This window comes from Neglectibacter sp. CSJ-5, from assembly GCF_032490475.1.
Classification (GTDB): domain Bacteria; phylum Bacillota; class Clostridia; order Oscillospirales; family Acutalibacteraceae; genus Hominenteromicrobium; species Hominenteromicrobium mulieris.
The window spans coordinates 378,556-404,801 of the sequence record NZ_JAVYJC010000003.1; the positions used below are offsets into that span (position 1 = coordinate 378,556).

Consider the following 26,246-nt stretch of genomic DNA (forward strand, 5'->3'; position numbering starts at 1 on the left):
CCTCATTTCCTGCGCGGCACCGTCATTATTAGAATTTACACAATGCCCGCTTTTGTGATGGTCTCAAGCTCCGCACGCGTCGGCAGACCCTCATTGTCGCCCCGGTGTGTAATCTGTATCGAGCCGATTACCGTGCCGCGCGCCGCAGCCTCCTGCAAGGACATGCCCTCCGCCACAGCGGAGATGACGCCCGCCGCAAAGCCGTCGCCCGCGCCAACCGTGTCCACAATTTTTTTCACCGGGAATGCCGGCACCGTGCCGTGCTCGCCGCCCGTGGACCAGTACGCGCCCTTGTCGCCCAGCTTCACAATTACGCTGTCTACGCCGCGCTCGTGGTAAAACTCCGCAATACCCTCCGGCGTGTCACGCTTTGTGAGAATTTTGCCCTCACTAAGGCCCGGCAAAACGAGGTCTGCTTCCTGTGCGAGGCTGTTCAGCGTGCGCACCATCTCTTTTTCGTCCTTCCAAAGCTGCGGGCGCAGGTTCGGGTCAAACGAAATAAACATATCCAGCGCCTTCGCGCGGCTCATCAATCGTTTCACCGCGTCCAATGCCGACTTCGACACCGCCGGAAAAATACCCGTCACGTGCAGAAAATCACATCCGTATAAGTCGAGCTTATCGATGTCATGCGTCGAGATCTGCGAAGCCGCGCTGTTCCGCCGGAAATATGCGATCTTCGGGTCGCCCGCCTCGGTCCTGCCTTTCATCATAAACCCGGTCGAAGCCGTGTCCGTCACGGTCACAAGCGCGTCGGAAACGTGGTTGCCTTTCATGCTCTTTAAAATGCGTTTGCCCACCGGATCGTCGCCGAGGCGCGTGCAGTACAGCGCTTCATGGTCAAGGCGGGAAAGTCCCACCGCCACGTTATATTCCGCACCGGCCACAGCCGCCGAAAAGTGTGTCACATCCTCCAGCTCGCCGAGCTCCTCCGCAATGAAAAGCCCCATCGGCTCGCCGACCAGCACAATGCGCCCGCGCACCTCGTCCTCCGGCTCTTCCGCAGCTTTCTGCAGTTCAGCTTCGTCTACAAACTCCATCTTCATAGCGTTTCCCCTTTTAAACCGTCGTTTTCACCACCGTGCAGTGGCCATTAATCTTAATTTTGCCGCTGCCGGCCGGTACAAACAGGCTGTCCGTCGGCTTGAACTCCACTTCGTTCTCGCAGCCGACAACCTTGCCGCTGCCCTCCGTCACAACAAGCGACGCAAACGAATCGCCCGTCACATCAATTTCGACTTCGCCGTCCACAACATATTTCTCCGTCGTAAAGTACGGGCAGGAAGCCAGCGCGCACTTTGTGCCTCCGGGAATCTCCTCCGGCTTGCCCTGTTTGTCGGACGTGTCGCTCGGGGTCAGCTTGGAAACGTCAATGGCCTTATCAATATGCAGTTCACGCAGCTTGCCGTCCGCACCGCGGCGGCCGTAGTCGTACACGCGGTATGTCGTGTTGGAATTCTGCTGAATTTCGCAAATGAGAATTCCCGCGCCGATTGCGTGGATCGTACCGGACTGAATGAAGAACACGTCGCCCTTCTTCACGTCGGCCTTGTAGAGCACATCCGTCAGCGTGTTGTCTTCAATGCGCTTTTTGAATTCCTCTTTCGTCAGCGCACGGTTCACGCCGAAGTACAGCGAAGCACCCGGCTCGCAGTCCACAACGTACCACATCTCGGTCTTGCCGTATTCGCCCTCCACGCGCAGCGCATATTCGTCGCTCGGATGCACCTGCACGGAAAGCGGCTGCTTCGCATCGATGAACTTGATAAGCACCGGGAACTCCTTAAACTTCGCACCGTTCACACCAAGTGCCTTCGCACCGACTTTTTCCAAATACTCGCCGAATTTCAGCCCGTCGTATTCACCGCCGTCTATCACGCTCTGGCCCGCCGGGTGCGTAGAAAGCTCCCAGCTCTCCGCAACCTTTTCATAGTCGCACTTTTTGCCGTAAACGTCGCGCAGCTTTGTGCCGCCCCACAGATAGTCCTTAAATGCCGGGGATAATTTTTCGATCTTCATATTCATTCGTCCCTTTCAAACTGTTTTATATCAAAATTTATCGTCTTGTCGATTCTTTCTCGTGCAGCGGCATATCGAGCACAAGCGGCTGCTCCGGGTCGCTGCTGCGCAGCATGTGGATGAGCTTATTCGCCGCGGCTCTGCCCATCTCCACCTTCGGGTGCACAAAAGAGGTAATCTTCACCGGCGAGTATTCCGAAATGCTCGAATCGTCAAACCCGATGACGAGCACATCCTCGGGCACGCGCACATTGTGCTTCTGTAAGAGGTCAATCACCCCATACGCAATCTGGTCGTTGTAGCACACAATGCCGTCACACCCGCGCAGGCGCTCAAACATGTAGTCGCTGTTGTCGGGGCGAAAAAGCCTGCTGCGCTCGGCCGTCGTGTACCAAACCACATTGTCGTCGCCAAGGACGCATCCGTTGTGGATAAGCCCCTCGGAAAAGCCCGCGTAGCGCCCGTGGCCCTGCATGTCGTCAGATTTAAACACGCCGCCGACACGTCTGCATCCCTTTTCAATCAAGAGGTCCACCGCCTGCAAGCCGGCCTTGCGGTCGTCCGTCACCACGTAAACGGAATCGGGTAAATCGCGGTAATAGCTGTTGAAAAACACCACCGGCACGCCCATTTTTTCAAGCCTGCGGTAAAGCTCCACGTTCGGGTTCGGAAACGCCGTCTTCGTGCCCTCCACAATCACTCCGTCCACGCGGCGGGAGATGAGCGACTGCAAAATGCGCGCTTCCTCCTCCACGTGGTTGTTCGTCACATTCAGGGTCAAATCATAGCCCGCGTTCGTCAGCGTCTCCTCAATGCCGCGGATGATCGTCGGAAAAATATAGTCGGAAATATACGTCGTCACAATGGCGATGCTGTTGCCGCGCGGCGTGCGTCGGCTCTCGGAGCTGATATACGTGCCGCTGCCGCGTCTGCGCTCAATGAGCCCCTCCTGCTCGAGGACGGAAAGCGCCTGCCGCACGGTCTGGCGGCTGTACCCGAACTGCTCGGAAAGCGTATTTTCCGATTCCATGCGTTCGCCGGGCTCATATTCTCCGTTTTTGATCTTCTCCTTGATGGTATCCACCAGAAAGCGATATTTCGCAGTTTTCTTTTCTGTGTCTGCCATGTCATCGTTCCTTTCAAAAAGGATACCTGTTTGCACAGGTTCAATACAACCTTATTATAAAAAGCCGTACAACTTTTTGCAATACCTTTCGCAAAATTTGTACGGACTTATTTTTAAGATATTTTGCAAAATTTCTCAAAAAGCCAAAAATTCTGCACAAACCGCCGTCTTCCATCGCGCCGCAGCGGTCAAAACCCTTTGAAAAAGCTTGAGCAAAACTTTATTCGCCCGTTTGCACGCAACTACACAGAAAAACCGCCGTGCGGAAAAACTCCCACACGGCGGCTCTGATTTATCAAATTTTGCCCGTCTTATTCCACGGTCAGGTCAAACTTAAACGTGAACGTCTCATCGTCAAACTGCATCGCCTTCGCAAGGCGCGGGCCGCAGCTGTTGGAGCCTACGCCGCTCATCTTGCAGTCGAAGCAGAACACATTGTCGGGGCTTTCCGTAAGCTCGTAATTGTGCATCTTCTCCGTCATTTCCTCCTGCGTGTAGTGCGAAAGGTTGAACGAGAAGTCCTCCGGGCTCGTCACGGTCACAGCGCCCGCGCCGTCTGTGATTGTCACCCGCGCACAGCCAAAGTGGCTGCCGTTCTCCTGCGGCTTCACGTAGTCCTCAAAAAGGTCGTCCGCCGTCTGCGCAAAGTGACCCAGCGAAGACGCACGGTGCTTGTCGCAGTACGATTCATACGGGCCGTAGCCGTAATATTCTGCCGTGTCAAACGACTTCGGCAAGAACATTCTCATGCCAAATCTCGGCAGGAACGGGCGCTCCATGTCGCGCTTACCGTTGATTTCCGCTCTTACCTTGCCCTCGGCGTCCACCGTAAAGCGGCAGTCAAGGTGCAGGAACGGTCTGCGGTACACCGCCGCAAGGCTCAGCTTGCAATCGATCACAACAACGCCGTCTTCCTCTTTCGCGTTGCAGGCATAGACTTTTATCGCGGGTTCGTTGTAGCCGGCCTGCTCCCATTCCTTGCGCACAAACTGGTCGTTGTCCGTCGGTGCACGCCACACGTTCCACGTCATCGGGCGGGTCATGATGTTCACATTGTTCTTCACCATAGACGTAAACACGCCCTCGGTCTTCGAGAACACATAACGGAAGCTGTCGCCCGTTACCGTCACGGCGCGGCTGTCCTCCTCCGCAATAACAAAGCCCTTTCTAAGCGCTTCTTCCTTGCGTGCCCCGCGGGAAACGATCAGCTGGTCAAAGCCGAGCGGGTGTCCCTTCTCAAAGAACACGCTGTCGTTCTTCTTCGCACTGTACTGCAAAAGCACCGCCACGTCGCCCTCCGTCGGAATTGCATCCGGCAGCGTAATGACACCGCTTTCGTGCGGGGCAATCTTGATGTCGTCCATCACGCCGCAGGCCACCGTATCGCCGTCCTGCTGAATTTCCCAGGAAAGCGTCAAAAATTCTTCCGTATTCGTAAAATCGCGGTAATTCGTCAGCTGAATTTCCCCCGTTTCGCGGTTCATAAGCGCCGCGCGTACCGGGCGAATGACGTTTTTATATTCGAGTAAACCCGTATGCGGTGTACGGTCGGGGTACACAAGGCCGTCCATGCAGAAGTTGCCGTCGTGCGGATATTCGCCGAAGTCGCCGCCGTAGCGGAAAATATCGCGGTTGTCGGGCGTCGTGCCGCCGTAAACGGCGTGGTCGCACCATTCCCAAACAAAGCCGCCCATAAAGCGGTCATACTTCATGATCAGCTGCTGGTACTGCTCCGCATCTCCGGGGCCGTTACCCATCGCGTGGATGTACTCGCAAAGCACCAAGGGCTTCGTGTACTTCGGGTCGACCATATATTCATCAATCCACTCCGGCGCCGAGTACATGCGGCTCTCCGTCGTCAGGGAAGACAGGTCGTTCTTGTGGCCGCGCGCATCGTAATACGTGTTCTCGTAGTGCGTCAAGCGCGACGGGTCATATTCGCGCACCCATGCGCCGGCCTTCTCAAAGCTCGGGCCCCAGCCGGTCTCATTGCCGTAAGACCACATCAGCACGCACGCGTTATTCTTGTCGCGGATGACGCTGCGCTGAATTCTGTCCATAATCGCCTTGTCGAAAATCGGGTTCAGTGCGTTGTCCGCATATTCGTCCATGCCGTAGCCGCCGGTCTGCGTCGCCGCACCGTGGCCTTCAATGTCCGCCTCGGCAATAACATAGAAGCCGTATTCGCTGCAAAGCTGTAAGAACCACGGCGCGTTCGGGTAGTGGCTTGTGCGTACTGCGTTGATGTTATGCTGCTTCATCAGGAACAGGTCGCGCTTCGCCTGCTCGCGGCTGATGGTGTAGCCCGTCACCGGGTCGCTGTCATGGCGGTTCACGCCGCGCAATTTGATTTTCACATTGTTGAAATACAGAACGCTGTCGCGGATCTCAATTTTGGAGATGCCCACCTTCTGCTCAATCACTTCATCCGCTGTGCGGAACACGATCGTGTACTGGTACGGGTCCTCGGCATTCCAAAGGTGCGGGTTTTCGAGCGCAAAGTTCGGCTCCGCGCCCGCCGTGCTTTCGAGCAGAGCGCCCTCGGCGTCATACAGCTCCGCCGTCACGTCCGGCAGCCCGATAAAGTCCATCTCCACGCGGATATCCGCATGGGAAAGGTCATCGCTCACCGTCGTCTTTACAAAGTAATCGCGGATGTGCGCCAAAGGTCTGCGGATGAGGTACACGTCACGGAAAATACCGCTCATGCGCAGCTTATCCTGATCTTCCAGGTACGAGCCGTCACACCACTTTACAACCAGCACCGCCACGGAGTTTTCACCCTCGTTCAGCAAATCGGTGATGTCAAACTCGCTTGTCGAATGCGAAACCTGGCTGTACCCTGCAAACTGCTCGTTGATCCACAGATAGAAGCAGGAGTCCACGCCCTCAAAGTTCAAATAAATTTTCTGCGTCAGGTCTTCCGCGTTCATGCAGAAGCGGCGCAGATAAAGACCGCAGGGGTTCTCGTCCGGCACATACGGCGGGTCATACGGGAACGGATAGCGCACGTTCGTGTACTGGTGGCGGTCATAGCCCGCATTTTGCCAGCAGGACGGCACCTCAATCTCGTCCATATCCTCCTCGTCAAAGCAAATCTCACCCTCGGAGCCCTCCGGGAACACGTCTAAAAACGAGTCAAAATACCGAAACGACCATGTGCCGTTCAAAAGACACACTCTTGTGGATTCTTCCCCGTCCTCCGGTGCCTTCGGCAAGAAGTAGCTGCGGTTCTGGCAGGTACCCACGTGCAGCACGTCCGGATTTTCGTGCATTTTCTGAAATTCCATTATCAATACCGTTCCTTTCCTGCGTGAAAACGTTTTCCACGCGTGTGTTGAAACACTCCAAAATTCAGTTGAAGCGATTTAGAACCTATGCTATAATGAGCGTACACAGACGGGGATTTTTCCGCATCCCCTCTGCTATAAGATTACATGAAAAAAAGGTGCGGGTCAAGCCCGTAACCAAATAAATTTGAGAAAGGAACAAAAACCATGACGATACAAATTCTGCTCGCCGCCCTGTTCCTTGCGGCAGTGCTGTGGCTCGGCTTTCGTGCCGCGCCGGAAACGGAGGGCGCCCCCGTCCGCCGCGCCCGTATAAAGGAAGCTACGGTCTTCGGCCTGCCCCCCGTGTCCGTCTTCTGTGCCGTGCTCGCTTTGGGGCTTATCCTGCGCTTTATTCTGGGCTACAACATCAACGGGTTCGAGGCCGACATCTCCTGCTTTAAAGCGTGGGCCGCCTATACGCACGATTACGGCTTTAATAACATGTATTACCGGGACTTCTTCCTCGATTATCCCCCCGGCTATCTCTACGTGCTCTACATCGTTGAGGCGTTCCGCCGCCTGTTCGGTGTCGACCAATACGCGCAGAGCTATACGCTCATGATAAAACTCGCGCCCATTTTGTCGGACATCGCCTGCGCCGCGGCACTTTGGGTGCTCGCCCGCAAAAAGCTCGGTGAAAAAAGCGCACTCCTTATCGCGTTTGCCTATCTTTTCTGCCCCGCCGTCATCGTCAATTCCTCCGTCTGGGGTCAGGCCGATAGCTTCTGTGCGCTCCTCCTTCTCTGCACACTGCTGCTTCTCTGGTACAACCACACGCCGCTCGCCGCGTTCGTCTACGGCTTCGGCATCTTAAGTAAGCCGCAGATGCTCATTTTCGCGCCGGTGCTCATTTTCTGGGTCATCCGCAAAAAGGACTGGAAAAGCCTCGTCCTCGGGCCCATCATCGCCCTTGTGACGATTCTCCTGTTCTCCACGCCGTTTATAAAGAATTTCGATTACCTAAAGCTCATCGAAATCTACACCGGCACCATCGATTATTATAATTACTACACCATCAACGCCTATAACGTCTGGGCACTCTTCGGGCTCAACTGGGCTGCCCTGCCGGAGCACAGCACTTGGCTGCAATTCGGCGTGCCGCTCGCAACCGTCCTCGCAGGCCTCTTACTGCTGAAATCGAAGCGCGACGACGCCGTTTTCGCCTGCCCCACCGTTTTAATGTTCACGGTCTACATTTTCTGCGTCAAAATGCACGAGCGTTATCTGTTCCCCGTGCTCCTGTGCCTGCTGCTCACCTACGCTTTCACAAAGGAAAAGCGCTTCCTGCTCCTGTTCGCGGGCACATCCACGGTGCATTTTTTGAACGTTGCCTATGTGTTGTACCTCAATAACGCCTACATTTCCCCCACGTCCATTCAAATCCTGTTTCTCTCCGCGCTGCACGTGCTCCTGTACATTTATATGCTCTATATCACGTACCGCTGCTTTATTTCCGAAAAAGCCCTGCGCCCGCTCCCTGCGTTTAAAACGCAGAAAGCCGCCTCGGCCGAACAGCACGCAAAGCCCGCCGCAGCGCCCGAATTCTCCCTCATCACCGACAAGAATCATAACGTCCGCCTGACGCGTGTCGATCTTCTCTGCATCGCCGTCGTTACCCTCCTTTACGGCATCGTCGCGTTCACGAATCTCGGTGATCACGAGACCGCCAATACCATATGGACGCCCCAAAACGGCGAATCCGCCGTTTTTGAGACCGACGACGCGTACAGTGAAATTTTCTACCTGCCCGGCATCGCCCCCGCGGATAACGGCATCGGCCAGCGCGTCGGCACCAATATGAAGATTGAGGTTTCAAACGATCAAGTCAACTGGACGACCGCCGCCGAAAACACGGACGGCAGCGTCTATGCGTGGAAAAACGTCTCCGTCGCCGCCGTCGGCAAATATATCCGCATCACGTCGATGTGCGACGACCTCGCCATCAACGAGTTCGCGCTCAAAAAGACAGACGGCACCGGCTTTGCAACGCTCACCGCCGTCTCCGGCAACGCGTGGCAGCTCACGGATGAGCAAAACACCGTCCCGCTCTACCCAAGCTACATGAACTCCACCTATTTCGACGAAATCTACCACGCCCGCACCGCCTATGAGCACATTTTGGGACTCGAGCCATACGAAAACACGCACCCCACGCTCGGCAAGCTCATCATCTCGGTCGGCATTCGCATCTTCGGCATGAACCCGTTCGGCTGGCGCTTCATGGGCACGCTGTTCGGTATTCTGATGCTCCCTGCGCTCTACCATTTCTTAAAGCGCCTCTTTGGCTCCACGTTTCTCTGCACCGCCGGTACCGTCCTCTTTGCGTTCGATTTCATGCACTACGTCCAAACACGCATCACGACCATCGATACCTATGCCGTGTTCTTCATCATTTTAATGTACGACGCCATGCTCGTGTTTATTCAGCACGATTTAAAAACCGACAGCTTCAAAAAGCTCCTGCCCCCGCTGCTTTTAAGCGGCATCTTCATGGGGCTCGGCATCGCAAGCAAGTGGACGGTCGCCTATGGCGCAGTCGGCCTCGCCGTGCTGTTCTTCGGCAAGCTCATCGTCTCTTACCGCGAAGAGAAAGGCCACGCCGCCGTGCAGAAAGCGCTCCTTAATAAATCCATAAAGCTCTGCCTCTGGTGCTGCCTGCTGTTCATCGCCATTCCGTTCGGCATCTACTTTACGGCGTTCCTGCCGCTCACCACATTGCCGCATAACCGCTACGATGTTTTCGGCCGGTTCATCGCGTACCAAACGCATATGTACAATTACCACTCCACGCTGCAGGCGACCCACCCGTTTGAGTCCCCGTGGTATCAATGGCCGTTCGACATCCGCAACGTGTGGTACTACGGCAATTACAGCGCCGACAGCGAGGGCCACATTCGCACCATTTCGGTGCTCGGCAACCCGCTGTTCTTCTGGGCGTGCGTGCCCGCCACCGTGTACGCGTTCGTAAGGGCCGTAAAACGGCACTCCCGCACCGCGCTCATCTGTGTCATCGGCTTCTTGTCCGCGTATCTGCCGTGGGTACTCGTGCCGCGCTGCACGTTCATTTACCACTATTTCACTGCCGTGCCGTTCATTCTCATCGCGTTCCTCATCGCGTATCAGCGCCTTGAAGAAACGGCTTCCCTGCGCCGCGTCGTCTTCACAAAAGGCGCCGTCACGCTCACAGTCGGCAGAATTCTTCTGCTTGCCTGCGTCCTCGTGCACATTCTTATGTTCATCGCGTTCTACCCCGTGCTCACCGGCACCCTCACCACGCAGAACTACGCCAACGCTTTAGAATGGCTCCCCAGCTGGTTCTTTATCTAACGTAAACCACAGCATATATAAAAAGGGCGGCACAAAGCCGCCCTTCAAGAACCCCCTTGATAGGGTTTCTTACGAAGAACCGTCCCCCGGACGGTTCTTCTATTTTCCTGATCTTGCGTTTGGCAAAAGTATTTCGAGCTCTGCGGAGCTCGACCAAAGGTCTTGCCTTTGGAATCGACGACCTTTTGAAAAAGGTCGTCGAAAACTTTATTTGCCCGCTCTATTTCAGCTCACTTACCCCTTCACCGACTCCGTCGCCGCCGCACTGTTCACCGGCTTATCGAGGTTCTTAATTTCCTTGTTGTAGAGAATTACAAAGAATGTAACCGTCACAATGAGCGAAATAAATTCGGAGATTGGGAAGCAGAACCACACAGCGCCGAGGCCGATTTTCGAGAGCAGCCACGCCATCGGCACCAGCACAACCAGCTGACGCATCACAGACTGCACAAGGCTGTACATGCCGTGGCCCGTCGCCTGATACAACGTCGAAAGCGTAATGCCGATCGCCGCCATCGGGAAGTGGATCGCGATGATTCTAAGTGCCGGGTCGCCGATCTCGTGCAGCTCCGGCGTCGCGTTAAAGATGGAAATCAGCGCGCCCGGGCAGATTTCAAGCACGATAAGACCCGCAATCTCGATAATAAGCGCGATCACGCAACCGATCTTTACCGCACCCGTCACACGCTTCTTGTTGCGCGCACCGTAGTTGTAGCCCATAATCGGCATGAGCCCCTGCGTCAAGCCGAACACCGGCATAAACACAAAGGACTGCAATTTAAAATAAACACCGAACACATTCACGGCCACCGCGGAAAAGCCCGCCAAAATGCCGTTCATTGCCATGGTCATCAGCGTGCCGATGGCGTTCATCACGATGCTCGGCAGACCCACAACGTAAATGTCCTTCATCGTCTTGCCGTGGAAACGGAAGCCCTTAAATTCCAGCGCAATCGCGTGATTGCCGAAGAACAAAATACAAAGGCCCACAATCATCGAAAGGATCTGGCCGCCAACCGTCGCATACGCCGCACCGGCCACGCCCATGTTGAAGTTGAAAATGAGGATCGGGTCAAAGATGATGTTTGCCACCGCGCCCACAAGCTGAATGACCATCGGCATCACCATGTTGCCCGTCGCCTGTAACATTTTTTCAATGACCGCCGCAAAGAAGAAGCCGAACGATGCTACCGTCACAATCGTGATGTACGTCGTGCCCATGCTGAGCACTTCCGCGTCCTGCGTGTAAAGCGCCGTAAACGGACGCGCCACGATCGCACCGAAAATTGCAAAGACCACATACGTGATTGCGGAAAGAATAATGCCGTGCGTCGCCGCATTGTCCGCCGCCTCCTGGTCACGCTCGCCGAGTCTGCGGGAAATGAGTGAGCTCACGCCCACGCCGGTGCCCACGCCGAATGCCACCAACAGGTTCTGAATCGGGAACGCCAGCGAGACCGCCGTCAGCGCGTTCTGGCTCACCTGCGCCACAAAGTAGCTGTCCACAATGTTGTAAAGCGCCTGAATCAGCATCGAGAACATTGCCGGCAGCGCCATCGTCAAAATCAGCGGCAGCATCTTCGCAGAGCCCATGCGGTTGTTTGCCGGGTCCTCAAGCTTTACCGTTTTTTCCGCCATAAAATCAAACTTCCTTTCTTTTTTGTAAATTCTTTTGCAAATCTCTACGCTCCAAACGCGGTTTTTTCGCATGAAAAGACTTCGCCGCAAGCACGGCGAAGTACGCTGTTTAAAGCCTTTAGTTTTCATTTTGTCCGACCGTTATCCTGTTCAACAGTCTAAAATCGAACTGATACAGTATAACACACTTTATTTTCCGCCGCAACACTTCGCATAAAAACGCGCATTTTCACCAATTCCGCGCCCCAAAACAAGCCCTATCGTCACAGAATATTCACCTTTTGTTCTTGCATTCGACGCAATAAATCGGTACAATAAATACAAACTGGTCATACTCTGCACAAACAGGGGATTTCCGGGAGGAAACAGGGTCGCTTTTCGCCCCGCAATATTGGAATAAGGAAGGTAGAAATTTATGGCATCCGGCAAAATCATGATCGTAGACGACGATAGAAATATCTGTGAGCTTTTAAGATTGTATATTGAAAAGGAAGGCTTTGAAACAGCCATTGCAAACGACGGCAAGGCGGCCGTGCAAATGTTTGATTCCGTCAACCCGGACCTCATGCTGCTCGACATCATGCTCCCGGAGCTCGACGGCTGGCAGGTCTGCCGCGAGATCCGCAAAAAGTCCCAGTGCCCCATCATTATGCTGACGGCCAAGGGCGAAGTGTTCGATAAAGTCCTCGGCTTAGAGCTCGGCGCGGACGATTACGTCGTAAAGCCCTTCGAGACAAAAGAGGTCATCGCGCGTATCAACGCCGTCCTCCGCCGCATTGGCAAAAAAGAATCCTCTCAGGTGAAAGAAGTTCACTACGAGAATCTCTCCATCAACCTCACAAATTACGAACTCAAGGTCAAGGGCGTCCAGATTGACACTCCGCCGAAGGAAATGGAGCTCATCTATCATCTCGCCTCGAACCCGAACCGCGTCTTCACGCGTGACCAGCTCCTCGACGAAGTGTGGGGCTTTGATTATTACGGCGATTCCCGCACCGTAGACGTGCACGTTAAGCGCCTGCGTGAAAAACTCGAAGGCGTTTCCGATAAATGGTCGCTTAAAACCGTCTGGGGCGTCGGCTATAAGTTTGAAGTGAAAGAATAAGCCGGCGAAAGGAAGGATTCCCCTTGCAAAAATCCCTGTTCGGAAAATACCTGCGCGTCACCATGGTCATCGTGCTCGCCAGCTTCATCGTGCTCGGCAGCGTCATGATGCTGGCGTTCTCGCAATACACCAAAAACGACAAGCGCAAGCTGCTCACGCAAAGCGCCTCATCCATGTCCTCCATCACTTCTTCCGTAGACATCACGAATAACGGTGCACCGGAGCTTCTGAAAATCTTTGTGCGCACATTCTCTCTCAATATCGATGCCGATATTTTCGTCACCGATCTCGAGGGCAACGTCCTGTTCGGCGCCTATGCCAACAGCACCTCAAATATCGGCGCAAACTTCACCCCGCAGACGAAGATTTCGGCCGACATCGTAAAGTGCGCGTCCGAGGGCTCCTATACCGGCGACGGACGCAAAAACGGCATTTACGATACCCCGTACTACGTCGTCGGCGTGCCGCTTTATTCCGCCGCCGAAACATCATCTTCCGAGGCAGGAGGCGAAAACAGCACCAGAGTGCCCGTCGGTGCCGTTTTTGCCGCCATGAACGCTGCCTCCCTCACGGAGTATCAGTTCGCCGCACTGCAAATGTTCCTCATCGCCGCAGCCGCCGCGTTCATTCTGGCGTTCGTTGTCGTCGGCCTCTTCTCCTACCGGCTCGTCAAGCCCCTGCGGCAGATGTCCGCCGCAGCTAAAAGCTTCGGCGACGGCGATTTCTCCATCCGCGTGCCCGTCACAAGCAACGATGAGATTGGCCAGCTTGCCACCGCGTTCAACAACATGGCAGATTCGCTCTCCGGCAGCGAAAGCATGAACCGCAGCTTCGTCGCGAACGTCTCGCACGAGTTAAAGACCCCGATGACAACCATCGCGGGCTTCATCGACGGCATTCTGGACGGCACCATTCCGCCGGAGCGCCAGTCGCATTACCTGCACATCGTCTCCGACGAGGTCAAGCGCCTCTCGCGTCTTGTCCGCACTATGTTAAATCTCTCCCGCATCGATAACGGCGAGCTGAAGCTCCGCCCAAACGATTTCGATATTTCCGAGACCGTCCTCTCCACCGTGCTCACGTTTGAAAAGAGCATCGACGAAAAGAAGATTGACATCCGCGGACTTGATACTTTGCAGCCCATGCAGGTGCACGGCGATGAAGACCTTTTGCATCAGGTCGTCTATAATCTTGTCGAAAACGCCGTCAAGTTCACAAACACCGAGGGCTACATCTCCTTCAACGTCTCGGACAGCATCGACCGCATCGTCGTCACCATCGAAAACAGCGGCTCCGGCATCCAATCCGATGAGCTCCCCCTCGTGTTCGAGAAGTTTTATAAGACCGACAAATCGAGAAGTCAGGATAAAAACGGCATGGGTCTCGGCCTATACCTTGTCCGCACCATCATCAAGCTCCACGGCGGCGACATTTCCGTCTCCTCCGTCGTGAACGAGTACACCCGCTTCTCGTTCTATATTCCGAAGCCGCAGGAACCCCCGAAGTTGAAGTACAATACCGGCTCCATCCCGGTCACCGTGCCGGTCGAAGATGCCGTCATCTCGGAGCGCCCCAAAAAGGAGCACCACGGCCACAAAGATAATAAAGAGCCCGATCAGAAATAAATCCAAAAGTGAGGTATCACACCATGGACGATTTTGAAAACAAAACCCCGGAAATGCAGGAGCCTGCTTCTTCCGAAGACAATATCCCCGAAACACTGGAAACCGCGGAGACCATTCCCGCAGAGCCCACCGTTTCTGATGAACCGGCCGCTCCCGCAGAACCGACTGTCACCCCGGAACCGACCGTTTCCGATGCCCCCACGGCAGAGCCGCTCCCGAATGCCGAGCAGGCGCCGGAAGCCCGGCCCATCCCGAACGTGAACATTCCGCCGCAGCCGCAGCCCGTTCAACATACCGGCTATTATCCCCCGCAGCCGCCGTATCAGCCCTACCCGTACAACACGCAGCCAAACGCCCCGCAGTACGGTAACCCGCCGTATGGCTATGCAAACTACAACACCCAGCCGCAGCCGGGGCAGTACCCGCCGCCCTACGGTCAGGGCGCTTATCCCCCGCCGTACCCGCAGAATATGCAAAATCCGTATCCGCATCCAGCGCCGCAAAAAAGGAAAATGCCGCTCGGGTTGCGTATTCTCATCATCGTCATGTCTGTCCTCGTCGCGGGCTCCGTCATCGGCTTTGCTTCCTACGGCATCTACGCCGCCGTGAACCGCGATTACGGCGTCACAACGCTGCCGGGCGATCAGCTCATCCCGAACTTCCCGCATGAAAACGACGGCAGCGACAGTGAAACGCCCGGCGAAGACGAAACGCCCGATACGGACGACAGCTTCACCCCGCCGGACATCGCCGTCACCCCGAATACGGAGGGCATCACCTTAGATAAAGAGCCGAATACCGCCGAGCTCGATATCGATGCCGTGTACGATAAGGTTATCCTGTCCACCGTGCTTGTCATCACGCAGAGCGGCGAAACGCAGGGCACAGGCACCGGCATTTTCGCAACGGAAGACGGCTACATCATCACGAACAGCCATGTCATTTTAAATTCCAAGTCCGTTTCCGTGCAGGTCAAAACGTATGACGGTGAACTTCACGACGCCGTCGTCGTCGGGTTCGATAAAACCACCGACCTCGCCGTGCTCAAAATCGACGGCACAGGCTACATGCCCGCCGAGTTCGGCGACAGCGATGACCTGCGCATGGGCCAGTGGGTCGTCGCCATCGGCAACCCGGGCGGCGAGCAGTTCTCCGGCTCCATCACGCGCGGCGTCATCTCGGGTCTTAACCGTTCTGTCGGCTCGTACAGCTCGAACGGCATGACGTATATCCAAACCGACGCCGCCATCAATCCCGGCAATTCCGGCGGCCCGCTCGTCAACTTACACGGTCAGGTCATTGGCATCAGTTCCGCTAAAATCGTCTCCGAGCAGTACGAGGGCATGGGCTTCGCCATCCCGATCACCGGTGCAAAGAGCATCATAGACGACCTGCTTGCAGGCGGTTATGTGCAGGGCCGCGTCCGCTTCGGCATCAAAGGCACCGCCATCACCCAGATGCAGGCCGCCATGTATGACGTCCCGCAGGGCTTCATGATCAGCGAGATCGACGAAGACAGCTGCTTTAACGGCACAGACGTGCAGGCGTATGACATCATCACCGCCATCGATGATACCGAAACGAAATCGCTTGAAGAGCTCGCAAACGCACTTTTAAATTATAAGCCCGGCGATACCGCCGAGATCCACCTGTTCCGCCCGAACGAGAGCGGCGTAGGCGGCGAAGAATTCACCGTCACCGTCACCCTGCTCGAAGATAAAGGCGAAACGCAAGGCTAACACCTGCCTGCGGCAAGCGAGCAAATAAAGTTTTGCTCAAGCTTTTTCAAAAGCTTGTCCGGTTCCAAGGGTGAAACCCCTTTGCCTCCCCAAAAACTAGGAAGGTAGATTCAATAGTCCGGTGAACTATTGAATCGTAGGGAACCCGGTTGCATGGGTTCCCTAAAAGGCGGTCTGCGACCGCCTTTCGAAAACAAAGAATAACACAAAACCACCCAAGAAGCGCGCAGCTCCTCCAAAAGCTGCGCGCTTCTTTTTTAATGCTATATCTCTCTTTGTTCGATATGATATTTTCCTCGCGGAAAATGATATAACGCCTTATCTGAACGCCAACACCGCGTACGTTACGCCGCTTTCGTTCAGCGATGCCATGCCGTTGCCGTCCGTCGGGGCGGTTTGGGTCTGGCGCACCGTCACCTGCGCCGTGGAAAGCGTCACGCCAAGGCTGTTCTGGCCGCCTGCCGCTATGCCGGCGTATTGCTTTGTGCAGCCCGTCGTCGCCTGCGAAAACGGCTTGCCCACCGCAAAAACGATCACCGCACTCGGACTGAAGCCGAATAAAATCGTGCGCGAGGCCGCACCCGTGCCCGTGTACGTGCGCACCTCCGTCGGTGCATCTAAACGCTTTCTGCGCGTGTCATTTAAATGCAGGTTATCGTTTTGAATGTGCCCGCCAAGCTGCGACTCTATGGCTTCGTTGTCCGCCACAAAATCCACACGGCGCGGCTTGTCCGTCCCCTCCCAAAGGCAAAGGCCGAGAACCGTTGATTTTTTACTTGCTGCCATGTTTCTCCTTTCCGCTCATAAAACGTCGAGCGCATTCCAAGTCTTGTTTCGAAGGTCGAGCACATTCCACGAGCTCCCCGCCGCGTCCTGTGCGTCCCACGTGTTTTTGCCGAAATCGAACACCAAACTGAGGTGCGCAGGCAAAAACGCGCGCGCTTCGCTTTCCGCCGCCGCTTCGGAAATGCCCATGGTAGAGAGCACATTTATGTTCAGCACGCCGCCCTTTTGCGGGACGAGCTTCCCGTTGATGCCTGCCGCCAAAAGCTGCTTTTGCATCGCTTCCACTGTGTGGTCTGCGGGGGTCACCGCGCCGCGGGTCAGCAGCATCGCGCGCCGGTTTTTCGTGCTGTCCACGGATGGCACCACGCGGAACAGCGATTCAAACGCTTTCAGCCCGTCCTCCTCCGCCGTCTGCACAAACACGTCGCGCCGCACATGAGAAAGCGTATCATACACGAGTTCAAGCCCCTTTGCATACGCCGCAAGCTCTGCCGAAAGCCACTTGTCTTCGCCAAAATACAGCCCCGTTTTTTCGAGCATCGCGCGCATGCGCTTTTCCGGTTCCGTCATTTGCCCTCCTTACTGCGTCTCCAGCACATTTACAGCGCCCGCCGTGACGATCTCCCCGGCGTTCGGCGTAAAGTCCGCCACGCTCGCCGGCACCGTGCAGTTTTGTGCTATGCCCGTCTCCATCACCGCATGGATTAGCCCCGCCGTCACAAACGGCTCGCCCACCTCAAACGCATTCAGGTACGCTGTGATTACCGCCGTGCACGATGCTTTCGCATCTTCAAACGCGCACCCGTCCTTCGGCTTCACGTAGACCGTCACCGGCTTTTTCACGACCACCGCTGCAGCCACTGTCACGTCCACACTGATTTCCTTGAGCTTTTCGAGCGTCTCTCCGACTTTTCCGAGCACCTCGTCCGTCACCGCGCCGTTGTCGCCGTACAGGTACACCGCCACCGTGTTCACACCGTTTGCGCGCGGCACCACCTGAACGCTTTTCACGCCCGGTGTCATCAGCGCCGCACGGCGGTACGTTTCCGTGTTCGAGCCGTTCGGCAGCGCGTAAAAGCACCGCAAAAGGCGCTTGCGCAGCGTTTCGTCGTCCTCCTTGTCCGCGCCGCCCGTAAACGGCACATCGTTCGTCACGCTTTCAATGCCCGCTGGCGGCGTGATGAGCGTGTTCACCGCACCCTTTGCCGCGTTGCCGCGCCTGCCGCCCAAAACCGCCTGCGCCGCCGCTGTCACCGTCAGTGCGCCTGCGGGCAGCACAGCCGCCTCCGTCGTTTCATATTCCACCGCGTTTTCGCCGCTTGCCGCACACACCGTGCCCGCGGGGATCTCCGCCGCGTAGCTCAGCGCCGTTCGGCGCGAAAACGTCAGCGTGCCCACAGATTTCACCGCGTCCTTGCGCACAAGCCCGCGTTCTTCGGCGTGCAGGTCAAGCGCCTCGCCCGCCGCCGTCTGCGGAAAGCAATTCAGCTTCAGCGATTCCGCCGCGCACAGCACCGTATACAACTCGCCCGCCAGTACCTTCAGACGGATCGAAACGTCCGCCGCGTCCTCGGGCTCCGCGCCCGCCAGCGTTTTGTATTCCGCCGCCATGTGCGCATAAATTTCCTCAAATTTCACACTTTCGCCCCTTTCACCGCAATCTCCTCCGTGCCGAGCATCGTCTGGAGTCCGAAGATAAACTGCTCCCCCTCACGCCGCACGGAGACCGCCTCAACACCGGCTAAAGGCAACAGCGCCGCCTGCGCATACCGCAGCGCCCGCTCCTCGGCGTGCTCGTCCGATGCATCCAGCATATAAAACCGGCTGCCGAGCACGCGGTCATAGCAAAACGCGCCGCGTTTTAGGCAAATGCGGTTATACGCACGCTGCATAAGCGCGTTAAGCCCCTCGGCCGTCTTTGGCAGCCCTGTCGCCGCCGTCTGCGTTATGCCGTTTAAAATCACGACCTCCACGCTATTCCTCCTTTTTCTCAAACACCTGCCCATTGATGACGACCGTGCCGTCGAGCTTCAAAACGATCTCCGCACCGCCCGCTGAGAACAGCCGCACCTCGCCGGGCAAAAGCGTTCCCGCGTCGTTCACAACGCCAAGGCACACACCGCCGGTCATCACAGCCTCCGTACCCTGCGGCACGCTCACCGCCATGCCGTACGGCACCGTTACAGTCGGTGCACGGCGCTCCAGCTCCGTGCAGACGGAAATCTCCCCGCCGCCCGTCGTCACAACGCCCGTTTTCACACTTTCGGCCTTTTCCGCCGTCTCCTTTTTCGTCAGCCACATGTTCATGCCTCCTTTAAACCGGTTCAAAATGCAGCTCGGTCTTCACGTCTTTCCCGCGCAGCAAAACGTTTTTGGAGATGAGCCGCACCTCGCCAAGCTCCTCCGTCCGCATCGTGTCCCCCATGTTCCCGTCTATATAAGAAGCACACGTCAGCTTTAGTCGCTTTGCCGCCCTGCGGCTTTCATTTAAAAGCGCTGTCGGTGCTGTTTTCGCATAGGCGGAAAGATACCGCACGCGCACCTGTGGGGCCAAAGGGTCGTGATATTCCGCGCTGTATGCGCCCGTCTGCGCGTTTTGCACCGTAACACCGCTCAGCATTTTGTACGGGCAAAAAATCACCTCCCGCGCCGTCACCCGGTCGGGCTTCACCGTTTTCGGCACGTAGCTTTCAAAGTGCACGCCACCGCTTTTGTCCGTATACGGCGTACAGTTTAGATATCTCTCAGAGAACGTTTGCAGCGCTTCAAAACAGCTCACGCCCTTTTCAACGGTCAAAACGCCCTCCACCGGCCGCCTGTCGCCGCCCACGGCGTGCAGCCCCAGCGGCATCAGATACATCCGCTCCAAAAGCCGCAGCGAGGGCAATCTAAGTTCCATCGGTGCCGCCTCGTTATCAAGCAAAAGCGCCGCGCGGCTGCGCAGGAAGAAGACCTCCGTGCGCGCGCCGTTCCGGCATTTCACGCGGTGTTCGTCCACGATACCGTCAAAGAGCACCGCGCCATCCTTTTTAAGCACCGCCCCCACGGGTTCTTCCGTAAAAAGCCGCTTTCCCACACTAAACCGCACCGTCAAACTGTTCGCCACCGTGTCCGCGTCGCTTCTTAAAAGCCATTCGCTCGGCTCCTCTTTCGGCGAATGTTTTTCACCGCTTGCAAACACAAACTCAAGCGAAAAATCCGTCACGGAACATGCACCTCCTCGCCGTCTTTCAGCGCCGCAATACACGCGATATGCCGGTTATTCTCCGCCAAGCGGTCAATCGAAACGCCCGTAAAATACGCGTAATCCCACAGGCTCTCGCCCGCCTTCGCGCGGTATGTCCGGCCGGAGATCGCTTCGTTTTTCCCCGTTGTCTCCACAAAGGCGAATGTGTACGGCACCGTGTTTTTCTCCGGCACGCCGATAAGCGCAAGCTCGCTCAAAACCGCCTCAAACGGCCTGTGCCCCGGCAAGTACAGCGTATCTGTTTCACCGAAAAGCGCCTCTAACTCGCGGTAAAGCGCCATCGCATTCTCCCCGGTGAAGTGCCCCTTGCCTGCTACGCGCGCCTTGCGCTTGCCGACCGCCTCCACACGTTCTTCGCCGTCAACACCCACCGTCTCACGCAACAGGCACGCCCGCTCAAGTTTTAATTCCGTCGGGTTCATCGGAAACACAAAGCTGCCAAACTGCATCGTCATCAGGTTCATGCAAACCTCCTGTCCGCACGAAGCAGCGCGGGATATCGCCGCTCCTCGCGCTCCAAAATGCCGGAGAGCGCCTGTGCGTTTTTGTTTTCTTCTTCCACCTTATGCCTCCGTTCCGCTTTGTGTTCGCTGTGTGATTTTTTCACACGCACCCGCTTCTATCACAAGCTTATTTTCGCTCGCCGCTTTTAAAACGCAGTGCGTGTACCGCGCGCCGCCTGTTTGCAGTGTGAATTCGCCGGGAAGCGCCTCCTCGCCGCCCGAAAACCCGTGCAGCACAATCGTGTACACCGCTTTGCCCGCCACCGCCGCATACGGATTTTCCTCGCCGATGGCGTAATAGCGCTTGACCTTCGCTTCGTGCGAAACCTTCACCGCGTCCGCCGTAAATACCTTGTCGCCGATCATCACCGCCGCGCGTGCTTTATCCGCCGCACCTGTCGCCGCCTGCACCGTGCAAAGCGTCACAAGGCAACTGAGCGCCGCCGAGTACGTCGTCTCGCTCCGCTTCACACTGCGCAGCGCACACGGCAAAGACGATACCGCCGCACACACCGCGTCAAACAGCCGCGCGTGGTCGTTCCTTTCGCGCGCATACAGCTGCACGCCGAGCACCGTTTCAAACACACCGTCCGCGTTTTCCTCCTGCATCACGCCCACCGTCACCGCGGCACGCTGCGGAAGCCTTTGCAGCGTGCCCGTAAACGCCGGGCGCACCGCGCAATCCGGCAAAAGCGCTTTCAGCTTTTCCGCAAGCGCCGCACTAAGCTCCGTTCCCGTCATCTTTTTCCTCCTTTTCCAGCACCGCGCGCACGTAAAGCGCCCCGCAAATCCCGCTTTTTTCCTCGGCATATAAAACGCGGAACGTCTCGCCGCCCACAGTCAGCCTCGCGTTCTCCGCGCCGCAAAGCACTTTGCCGTCGCCGAAGTAGACATACAGCGGCTTCATCGCCCCGCCGAACGTCTCCGTTTCCGCCTGCAGGGCCGTTTTGTCTTCCTTCAGGCGATGCACAACGCCGCGGCAAACGACCTTCTCGCCGCTTATCTCCGCCGTCATCTGCTGCGCCCTCAAAAATACATTTCTCACACCGTGCCCTCCGCCACGCCGAAGTAAAAATCCTCGTCACGCAAAAGCCCGGACACCGCCCGCTCGCACTGCTTTGCATAGGCGAGCGCCCTTTCGCTGCCTTTGTCAAATTCCGCGCGCACCTCGCCCGCCGTCAGGCTTTTCGGCGATGCCGCTTCCTCCAAAAGCCAAAACTGATACGCCGCCTGCGCCGCAGCCGCTGCGCACAGCGCCTCCTCATGCGCATTTTCTTCCTCCACAGTGCAGCAAAGGCGCGCTTTCAGCCGCTGCACCGCATCGCCGCTCAGCATCAAAAGCAGGTCTTCGCGGTCGTCATTTGTCAAAAGCTTCAGCCGTTCCAGCACGTTTCGTATCTCCATTTGCCCCTCCTTTTTTATTCGGCAAAGCCGTACCAAAGCGGTACGGCTTGCCAGAATCGAATAAAATCAGTAGCTAAGGCCCTGTGCGGCGCCGCCGTAGATCTGTGCAAAGCCCGCCACGGCGCTCACGGCCGCGCGCTCCATCTGGCGGTCGATAAGCTTGTCATAGTCGGTCAGCACATCGCCCGCCTGCACCATCTCAAGCGCACAGTTCTTGTCGAGCGCAATGATCTTCTTCGCGTCCATGGACGGCACATGGATGAGCGTCGCGCCAAGCGGCGTGATGAGCTTGCCCGCACCCTTAATGTTGAGGCTCGCCTGCGCGTCCTTAAACTCCGTGATCTTAAGGAGCGCCTGCAAAGCAGTCGTTCCGGCCAGAATCGTATTGAAGTTATAGTCGGAAAGCTTGCCCCACAGCGTCACAAGGTCGTTGTAGGTCGGCGCAGCGGTAAGCGCCGTCACGGTGATGCCCGTATTCGTGCCGTCGCCGTTTAACAGCACGTCCACTGCGTCCTTCATCTGTCTGCGCGCAATGTACGCACCGATCTGGCGCAGAATGACCGTAAAGAGGTCCAGTCTGTGGTGGCGCAGCGCTTCGTAGGAGCTGACAATCAGTCTGCCGCGCTTATGCAGCGTCACAAGCGAGCCCGCCGTCTTGATGACTGTCTCCGGAATGGCCGCGCCCTCCGTTACGGGGTCTTCAATCTTCTGGTCAGAAGCCGTCGCCGTCTGCACGGTGCGGTAATCGAGCGTGTCGATCTTCGTCACGGTCGCCGCGATGTCCGGCAGAGAAGACGCCATCTCCATGCCCTGGCGCACCGCGCGGGCGACGTATTCCGGGAACAGTGCCGCGCTCTGGGAGGAGGTAAAAAACTTCTCCACGGTGTCGCAGTTCGCACCGCTCACACGGATGCCGAAGCGTTTAAGCTGTCTCTGGTATGCGTCAAGCCCCGCAAACGGTGTGCCCGCGTAGTTCTGGGAGCCGTCCAGCTCCTCCAAAACCTGTGTAAAATTCTTGCCCGGCACGCCGTACATGCCTTTTTCGAGTGTAATGTTTTCAAATGCCATTGTATAGTCTCCTTTCTTAAATGCGGAACGCGCCGTCGTCTGCCGCGTTCATGTCTTCCGTCTTTTCCGCTGCCAGCTGCGGCATTACGGGCATTTTGCGCTCCGCCGCCTTTGCGAGCGCCGCCGCCATTTCTTCCAGTTCTGCAATGCCGAGCGACTTTGTGATCGCCTCCGTCAGTCTGCGTTTAAACTCCGGCTGCGCCACGGCGCTCAGCTTATAGATGCGTTCGCACAGCGCCGCACGGTAACGGTCGCCGCACTCCGCGCGGTCGAAAAGCGCTTTCAGCTCCGTTTTGAGCATGTTGAGCTCCTCCTTCGCCACCGTCACGCTGTCTTCGCCGTCCGCAAGCTTTTTTACAATGTCGTACACCGTTTTGACCTCCTTTTTCTTCTCCGATTCTTCAAAGCGCGGCGAAAATTTCTTTACCACGCCCGCCGCGCGCTGTGCAGGCACTGCCACGAATGAGAATTCATACGCGTCCGCCGCGCCGCTTAAAATACGCACACAGCGCTTGCCGTTGTACGTTTTTCCCGGCACGTGCACACAGCTTTCCGCGCCGCACACGGAGCACACGCGCTTTTTCACTGCGCACCCCACGCTGACTTCCTTGCGTATGCCGCTTTCAATGGATTCAATAAACGCCTTCGTCCCGTCGTTTCGCGGCACATACGCCTGTGCTGTGAGCTGCGCATACGGCTCGTTTAAAGATGTTACCTTTCCGGGAATTTCCTTCACCGCAGCGTCAAACACGCGCGCCGTCTGATTTTTGCTCGTCGGCTCGTGGTCTAAAATGCCCGTCTTGCCGACAAACAGCTTCGCAAGCTCCTCGAGTGTCTCTTTCGTAAAGCACTCACCGTCTCTATCCACCTCGTTGTCGCACAAAACGACCGAAAACGTGTACACCTCCTCCGGCTTATAGGCGCGGCGCGTGTAAAGGTTGATCTTCTCCATCGCCGCTTTATCCGGCTGTACCGCCGTTACCGTTTCGCTCAAGCTTCCCCCTCCTTTAAAAGCTGCTCCGTCTTCGCCATGAGATACGCCGCGTTCGCGTGATCGACTTCGTCCTGCATCGTGATCTCGTTCCAATCGATTTCCACCGTGTCGTCAAGACCATTTAGCCGCAGCCACGTTTTGCAGATCTTCAAAACCGCCGGCTCCAAAATTCTGCGGTACGCCGTCAGCTCGCTCGTCAGCATGTCCGCCTGCTGGCTCGACATGCGCTCCGTCGAGGACCACGAAAGCCCCAGCAAAAACGGCGGAATGCCCATTTTCGCCACAATCTGCTCCAGCATCTGCCGCACGGGCACTTCGCTGTCCATCTGCTGCCCGTCCGCGCCGATGGCTTTAATCTGCACGTCGCCCACCGCCACAAAGTCGCTCACGCCGGGGCCGTGCATCGCACGGCTCCACTCCTTTGCAAGCTGCCCCGCGCGGTCACCCGCGTTCATGTAGCCCTCGTTTTTGCACGTCACCGCAAAGCGCACATTGCCCATACGCTCCCAGTTGATGCCGACGGTGCGGTAAATTTTCAAAAGCACCTCGCTCACAAACGGCAGGCCCTTTAAAATGGAGCTTCCCATCGCGCTGCCCGGCATCGGGTTTAACGCCGAAGTCAAAATGAGCTCCGGGTAGCGGCACGGCTCCGCACGCCCGTCCCTTACGACGAACACGCCCGTTTCAAGCGGCGAGACGAGCCGAATCTCGAGGTCTTCGAGCGACGCATTATACAGCGCCCGAATTTCCCCGTTTGCGAGTACGATCTCCCCAATTGCATTGCCATACGTTAAAAGCTGCTCAAAATAGACCGATAAAAAGTTATCGATGCCCATGTTGCAGCCGTTTACGGGCACGGTTTTTAAAAACCCGCGCAGCGCGTTTTCCGTGTGCTTTTCGGGGCAATACACCTCAAACCCGCCGATAAGACGCACCAGCTTGTAGATTGCCGCGTCGATGATCGGCACCTGCTCGCGCAAGGCACGGTACAGTGCACGCTCGCCTGCCGTCACCGGCAGCACCGGCGGGTACCCGCCCTGCGTCTGCACCGAAACGGCCGTGCGCTTCTCCTTTTTCAAAAATCCCAAATGCTAACTCCTTTCCCCGTCTCCCTTTGCACCGCGCAGGCAAAGCTTTCGCCCGCGCCGAGCACCGTGGAGACAAAATAGCGGATGTCGTCCATGGCATGGTCATTCTCCTTCACTGGCACATCTCGCGCGCCGTCGTCTGCCCAGCGGTAGAGGGAAAACTCCCGCACCGCGTCCACGCAGCCCTTTGTCACCTTGATCTGCCCCGTGCGCAGCGCCGTTGCCGTCATGCGGATGCCGTTTAAAACGTCGTTTTTCGCCGCCGTCACTGCAAAACCACGGCTCTGCAAAAGTGTGATAAAGCTCGCCGCCGAGGGGTCGCATACAATCACATCGGGTGTTCTGCCGCGAATGAGCTCCAAAAAACCCCTAAAGTGCTCCTCGTCCGTTCGCCGCATGTTTTCAAGCCGCGCGTCAAAGTAATACTCGTCTGCGCGGTACCACACGCCGCACAAAAGCCCCCAAAGGCCCATGGAGGTCGGGTTTACCGTGCCGTAATCGATGGACACCGCATACCGCTCAAAGTCCGCTTTCGGCACTTCGCACAGGAGGTCAAGCGCAAACGGGTAAATCAGTCCCGTCGCCGCCGTCCACTTGCCCTCAATAAACCGGCTGTAAAACGCGCCCGAAAACATCGTTCGGTAGCGCTTTCGCACATCTTCACCGAGGGACGGATTATCCTCCATCGTAAAGTGTAGGTAAAGCGCGTTTCGGCTCTCGGCTTTCAAAATCCACTCGCGGTAAAACCAGTGCTGCGGGTGCTCCGGGTTGCAGTTGAACCACAGCTTCGCGTTTTTCAGCGAACAGCGCGCAATGCCCTGCTCCACAAAAGAGCGCGGCATCAGCGCCACCTCGTCAAACAAAACGCCGCCGAGCGTCATGCCCTGAATGAGCGCCGCGCTCGATTCATCTCGTCCGCCGAAAAGGTAAAAGCGGTTTTCTCTGCCCTGATACGATAGGATAATCTCGTTCTCTGCCTGCCGCACGCGCATGGAAAAGCCCATAGACTTTAGCTTTGGTATAAGCTCCGCGACCACATTTCTCCGCACAGAACGGATCGTTTTGCCGCACACCGCAAAACTCGTATTCTGAAAGCGTGCCATCGCCCACAGAAAAAAAGATATCCCCATACAGGTGGTTTTGCCGCTGCGCACCGCGCCGTCGCAGATGACGGCAAGCTTATTCCGGTGCGGGCTTTTTTCGCCCCACCAGCACAAGACCTGCATCTGCTTTTCGGAAAACGGC

The 26,246-nt window shown here is 56.7% G+C and carries 23 protein-coding genes; 4 read left to right on the forward strand and 19 right to left on the reverse strand.

Annotated elements, in window-relative coordinates; genetic code table 11:
• Positions 1–35: 35 nt before the first annotated feature.
• The 4 genes from R2K26_RS08525 to R2K26_RS08540 all read right to left on the reverse strand — a co-directional run bounded on the left by R2K26_RS08525 (position 36) and on the right by R2K26_RS08540 (position 6,435).
• Complete coding sequence (locus R2K26_RS08525) at positions 36–1,046, reverse strand: sugar kinase (RefSeq protein WP_316519592.1); 1,011 nt, start codon at positions 1,044–1,046, stop codon at positions 36–38.
• 13 nt (positions 1,047–1,059) lie between these two features.
• Positions 1,060–2,019, reverse strand: coding sequence for a type I phosphomannose isomerase catalytic subunit (locus tag R2K26_RS08530; RefSeq protein WP_316519593.1), 960 nt, complete (start codon positions 2,017–2,019; stop codon positions 1,060–1,062).
• A gap of 37 nt (positions 2,020–2,056) precedes the next feature.
• Positions 2,057–3,145 (reverse strand): GntR family transcriptional regulator, encoded by a 1,089-nt coding sequence (locus R2K26_RS08535; RefSeq protein WP_316519594.1) that lies wholly within the window; start codon positions 3,143–3,145, stop codon positions 2,057–2,059.
• Positions 3,146–3,456: 311 nt separating this feature from the next.
• Complete coding sequence (locus R2K26_RS08540) at positions 3,457–6,435, reverse strand: glycoside hydrolase family 2 TIM barrel-domain containing protein (protein ID WP_316519595.1); 2,979 nt, start codon at positions 6,433–6,435, stop codon at positions 3,457–3,459.
• A 207-nt stretch (positions 6,436–6,642) separates the two neighbouring features.
• Here R2K26_RS08540 and R2K26_RS08545 point away from each other — a divergent pair, with 207 nt between their 5' ends.
• Positions 6,643–9,804 (forward strand): glycosyltransferase family 39 protein, encoded by a 3,162-nt coding sequence (locus R2K26_RS08545; protein WP_316519596.1) that lies wholly within the window; start codon positions 6,643–6,645, stop codon positions 9,802–9,804.
• A 234-nt stretch (positions 9,805–10,038) separates the two neighbouring features.
• Here R2K26_RS08545 and R2K26_RS08550 read toward each other — a convergent pair whose 3' ends face one another.
• Positions 10,039–11,442 carry an MATE family efflux transporter gene (locus R2K26_RS08550; RefSeq protein ID WP_316519597.1) on the reverse strand — a complete coding sequence of 468 codons (1,404 nt, stop codon included), beginning with the start codon at positions 11,440–11,442 and terminating at the stop codon, positions 10,039–10,041.
• 415 nt (positions 11,443–11,857) lie between these two features.
• Here R2K26_RS08550 and R2K26_RS08555 point away from each other — a divergent pair, with 415 nt between their 5' ends.
• The 3 genes from R2K26_RS08555 to R2K26_RS08565 are packed head-to-tail and all read left to right on the forward strand — an operon-like array spanning position 11,858 to position 15,911.
• The gene (locus tag R2K26_RS08555; RefSeq protein ID WP_176819688.1) at positions 11,858–12,547 is read left to right on the forward strand and encodes a response regulator transcription factor; all 690 of its coding nucleotides are present in this window, start codon (positions 11,858–11,860) and stop codon (positions 12,545–12,547) included.
• Positions 12,548–12,570: 23 nt separating this feature from the next.
• A complete protein-coding gene (locus R2K26_RS08560; protein ID WP_316519598.1) occupies positions 12,571–14,172 on the forward strand; it encodes a HAMP domain-containing sensor histidine kinase in 1,602 nt (533 codons plus the stop codon).
• A gap of 23 nt (positions 14,173–14,195) precedes the next feature.
• Positions 14,196–15,911 (forward strand): trypsin-like peptidase domain-containing protein, encoded by a 1,716-nt coding sequence (locus R2K26_RS08565; protein WP_316519599.1) that lies wholly within the window; start codon positions 14,196–14,198, stop codon positions 15,909–15,911.
• 318 nt (positions 15,912–16,229) lie between these two features.
• Here the strand turns inward: R2K26_RS08565 and R2K26_RS08570 are convergent, their stop codons facing one another.
• The 14 genes from R2K26_RS08570 to R2K26_RS08635 form a co-directional block, all read right to left on the reverse strand.
• The gene (locus R2K26_RS08570; protein WP_316519600.1) at positions 16,230–16,697 is read right to left on the reverse strand and encodes a hypothetical protein; all 468 of its coding nucleotides are present in this window, start codon (positions 16,695–16,697) and stop codon (positions 16,230–16,232) included.
• A gap of 15 nt (positions 16,698–16,712) precedes the next feature.
• Positions 16,713–17,267: a hypothetical protein gene (locus R2K26_RS08575; RefSeq protein WP_316519601.1), complete on the reverse strand. Its 555-nt coding sequence runs from the start codon at positions 17,265–17,267 to the stop codon at positions 16,713–16,715.
• Positions 17,268–17,276: 9 nt separating this feature from the next.
• Positions 17,277–18,335 carry a baseplate J/gp47 family protein gene (locus tag R2K26_RS08580; RefSeq protein ID WP_316519602.1) on the reverse strand — a complete coding sequence of 353 codons (1,059 nt, stop codon included), beginning with the start codon at positions 18,333–18,335 and terminating at the stop codon, positions 17,277–17,279.
• Positions 18,332–18,670, reverse strand: a complete 339-nt coding sequence (locus R2K26_RS08585) for a hypothetical protein (protein ID WP_316519603.1) — start codon at positions 18,668–18,670, stop codon at positions 18,332–18,334. Before R2K26_RS08585 ends, R2K26_RS08580 begins: the two co-directional genes overlap by 4 nt.
• Before the next feature lies 1 nt (position 18,671).
• Positions 18,672–18,998, reverse strand: a complete 327-nt coding sequence (locus R2K26_RS08590) for a hypothetical protein (protein ID WP_176819681.1) — start codon at positions 18,996–18,998, stop codon at positions 18,672–18,674.
• Between the two features lie 13 nt (positions 18,999–19,011).
• The gene (locus R2K26_RS08595; protein ID WP_316519604.1) at positions 19,012–19,902 is read right to left on the reverse strand and encodes a hypothetical protein; all 891 of its coding nucleotides are present in this window, start codon (positions 19,900–19,902) and stop codon (positions 19,012–19,014) included.
• On the reverse strand, positions 19,899–20,408 hold the full coding sequence (locus R2K26_RS08600; RefSeq protein ID WP_316519605.1) for a hypothetical protein: 510 nt from the start codon (positions 20,406–20,408) through the stop codon (positions 19,899–19,901). Before R2K26_RS08600 ends, R2K26_RS08595 begins: the two co-directional genes overlap by 4 nt.
• A 99-nt stretch (positions 20,409–20,507) precedes the next feature.
• Complete coding sequence (locus tag R2K26_RS08605) at positions 20,508–21,188, reverse strand: hypothetical protein (protein ID WP_316519606.1); 681 nt, start codon at positions 21,186–21,188, stop codon at positions 20,508–20,510.
• The gene (locus R2K26_RS08610; protein WP_316519607.1) at positions 21,169–21,492 is read right to left on the reverse strand and encodes a hypothetical protein; all 324 of its coding nucleotides are present in this window, start codon (positions 21,490–21,492) and stop codon (positions 21,169–21,171) included. The genes R2K26_RS08605 and R2K26_RS08610 overlap by 20 nt, the downstream gene beginning before the upstream one ends.
• Complete coding sequence (locus R2K26_RS08615) at positions 21,489–21,851, reverse strand: hypothetical protein (RefSeq protein ID WP_316519608.1); 363 nt, start codon at positions 21,849–21,851, stop codon at positions 21,489–21,491. Before R2K26_RS08615 ends, R2K26_RS08610 begins: the two co-directional genes overlap by 4 nt.
• 66 nt (positions 21,852–21,917) lie before the next feature.
• Positions 21,918–22,919 (reverse strand): phage major capsid protein, encoded by a 1,002-nt coding sequence (locus tag R2K26_RS08620; RefSeq protein ID WP_316519609.1) that lies wholly within the window; start codon positions 22,917–22,919, stop codon positions 21,918–21,920.
• A gap of 16 nt (positions 22,920–22,935) precedes the next feature.
• The gene (locus tag R2K26_RS08625) at positions 22,936–23,913 is read right to left on the reverse strand and encodes a hypothetical protein (RefSeq protein ID WP_316519610.1); all 978 of its coding nucleotides are present in this window, start codon (positions 23,911–23,913) and stop codon (positions 22,936–22,938) included.
• Positions 23,910–25,001 (reverse strand): serine/threonine protein phosphatase, encoded by a 1,092-nt coding sequence (locus R2K26_RS08630; RefSeq protein ID WP_316519611.1) that lies wholly within the window; start codon positions 24,999–25,001, stop codon positions 23,910–23,912. The genes R2K26_RS08625 and R2K26_RS08630 overlap by 4 nt, the downstream gene beginning before the upstream one ends.
• The gene (locus R2K26_RS08635; RefSeq protein WP_396897237.1) at positions 24,989–26,227 is read right to left on the reverse strand and encodes a PBSX family phage terminase large subunit; all 1,239 of its coding nucleotides are present in this window, start codon (positions 26,225–26,227) and stop codon (positions 24,989–24,991) included. Before R2K26_RS08635 ends, R2K26_RS08630 begins: the two co-directional genes overlap by 13 nt.
• Positions 26,228–26,246: the final 19 nt, after the last annotated feature.

Bases quoted from the DNA above. Each gene is read 5' to 3' on its own strand.
- R2K26_RS08635 (WP_396897237.1), bottom strand. From the start codon at position 26,227: ATGCAGGTCTTGTGCTGGTGGGGCGAAAAAAGCCCGCACCGGAATAAG.
- R2K26_RS08570 (WP_316519600.1), bottom strand. From the start codon at position 16,697: ATGGCAGCAAGTAAAAAATCAACGGTTCTCGGCCTTTGCCTTTGGGAG.
- R2K26_RS08600 (WP_316519605.1), bottom strand. From the start codon at position 20,408: ATGAACCTGATGACGATGCAGTTTGGCAGCTTTGTGTTTCCGATGAAC.
- R2K26_RS08540 (WP_316519595.1), bottom strand. From the start codon at position 6,435: ATGGAATTTCAGAAAATGCACGAAAATCCGGACGTGCTGCACGTGGGT.
- R2K26_RS08530 (WP_316519593.1), bottom strand. From the start codon at position 2,019: ATGAAGATCGAAAAATTATCCCCGGCATTTAAGGACTATCTGTGGGGC.
- R2K26_RS08550 (WP_316519597.1), bottom strand. From the start codon at position 11,442: ATGGCGGAAAAAACGGTAAAGCTTGAGGACCCGGCAAACAACCGCATG.
- R2K26_RS08535 (WP_316519594.1), bottom strand. From the start codon at position 3,145: ATGGCAGACACAGAAAAGAAAACTGCGAAATATCGCTTTCTGGTGGAT.
- R2K26_RS08565 (WP_316519599.1), top strand. From the start codon at position 14,196: ATGGACGATTTTGAAAACAAAACCCCGGAAATGCAGGAGCCTGCTTCT.
- R2K26_RS08605 (WP_316519606.1), bottom strand. From the start codon at position 21,188: ATGACGGGAACGGAGCTTAGTGCGGCGCTTGCGGAAAAGCTGAAAGCG.
- R2K26_RS08620 (WP_316519609.1), bottom strand. From the start codon at position 22,919: ATGGCATTTGAAAACATTACACTCGAAAAAGGCATGTACGGCGTGCCG.
- R2K26_RS08575 (WP_316519601.1), bottom strand. From the start codon at position 17,267: ATGACGGAACCGGAAAAGCGCATGCGCGCGATGCTCGAAAAAACGGGG.
- R2K26_RS08545 (WP_316519596.1), top strand. From the start codon at position 6,643: ATGACGATACAAATTCTGCTCGCCGCCCTGTTCCTTGCGGCAGTGCTG.
- R2K26_RS08525 (WP_316519592.1), bottom strand. From the start codon at position 1,046: ATGAAGATGGAGTTTGTAGACGAAGCTGAACTGCAGAAAGCTGCGGAA.
- R2K26_RS08615 (WP_316519608.1), bottom strand. From the start codon at position 21,851: ATGGAGATACGAAACGTGCTGGAACGGCTGAAGCTTTTGACAAATGAC.
- R2K26_RS08590 (WP_176819681.1), bottom strand. From the start codon at position 18,998: ATGTGGCTGACGAAAAAGGAGACGGCGGAAAAGGCCGAAAGTGTGAAA.
- R2K26_RS08555 (WP_176819688.1), top strand. From the start codon at position 11,858: ATGGCATCCGGCAAAATCATGATCGTAGACGACGATAGAAATATCTGT.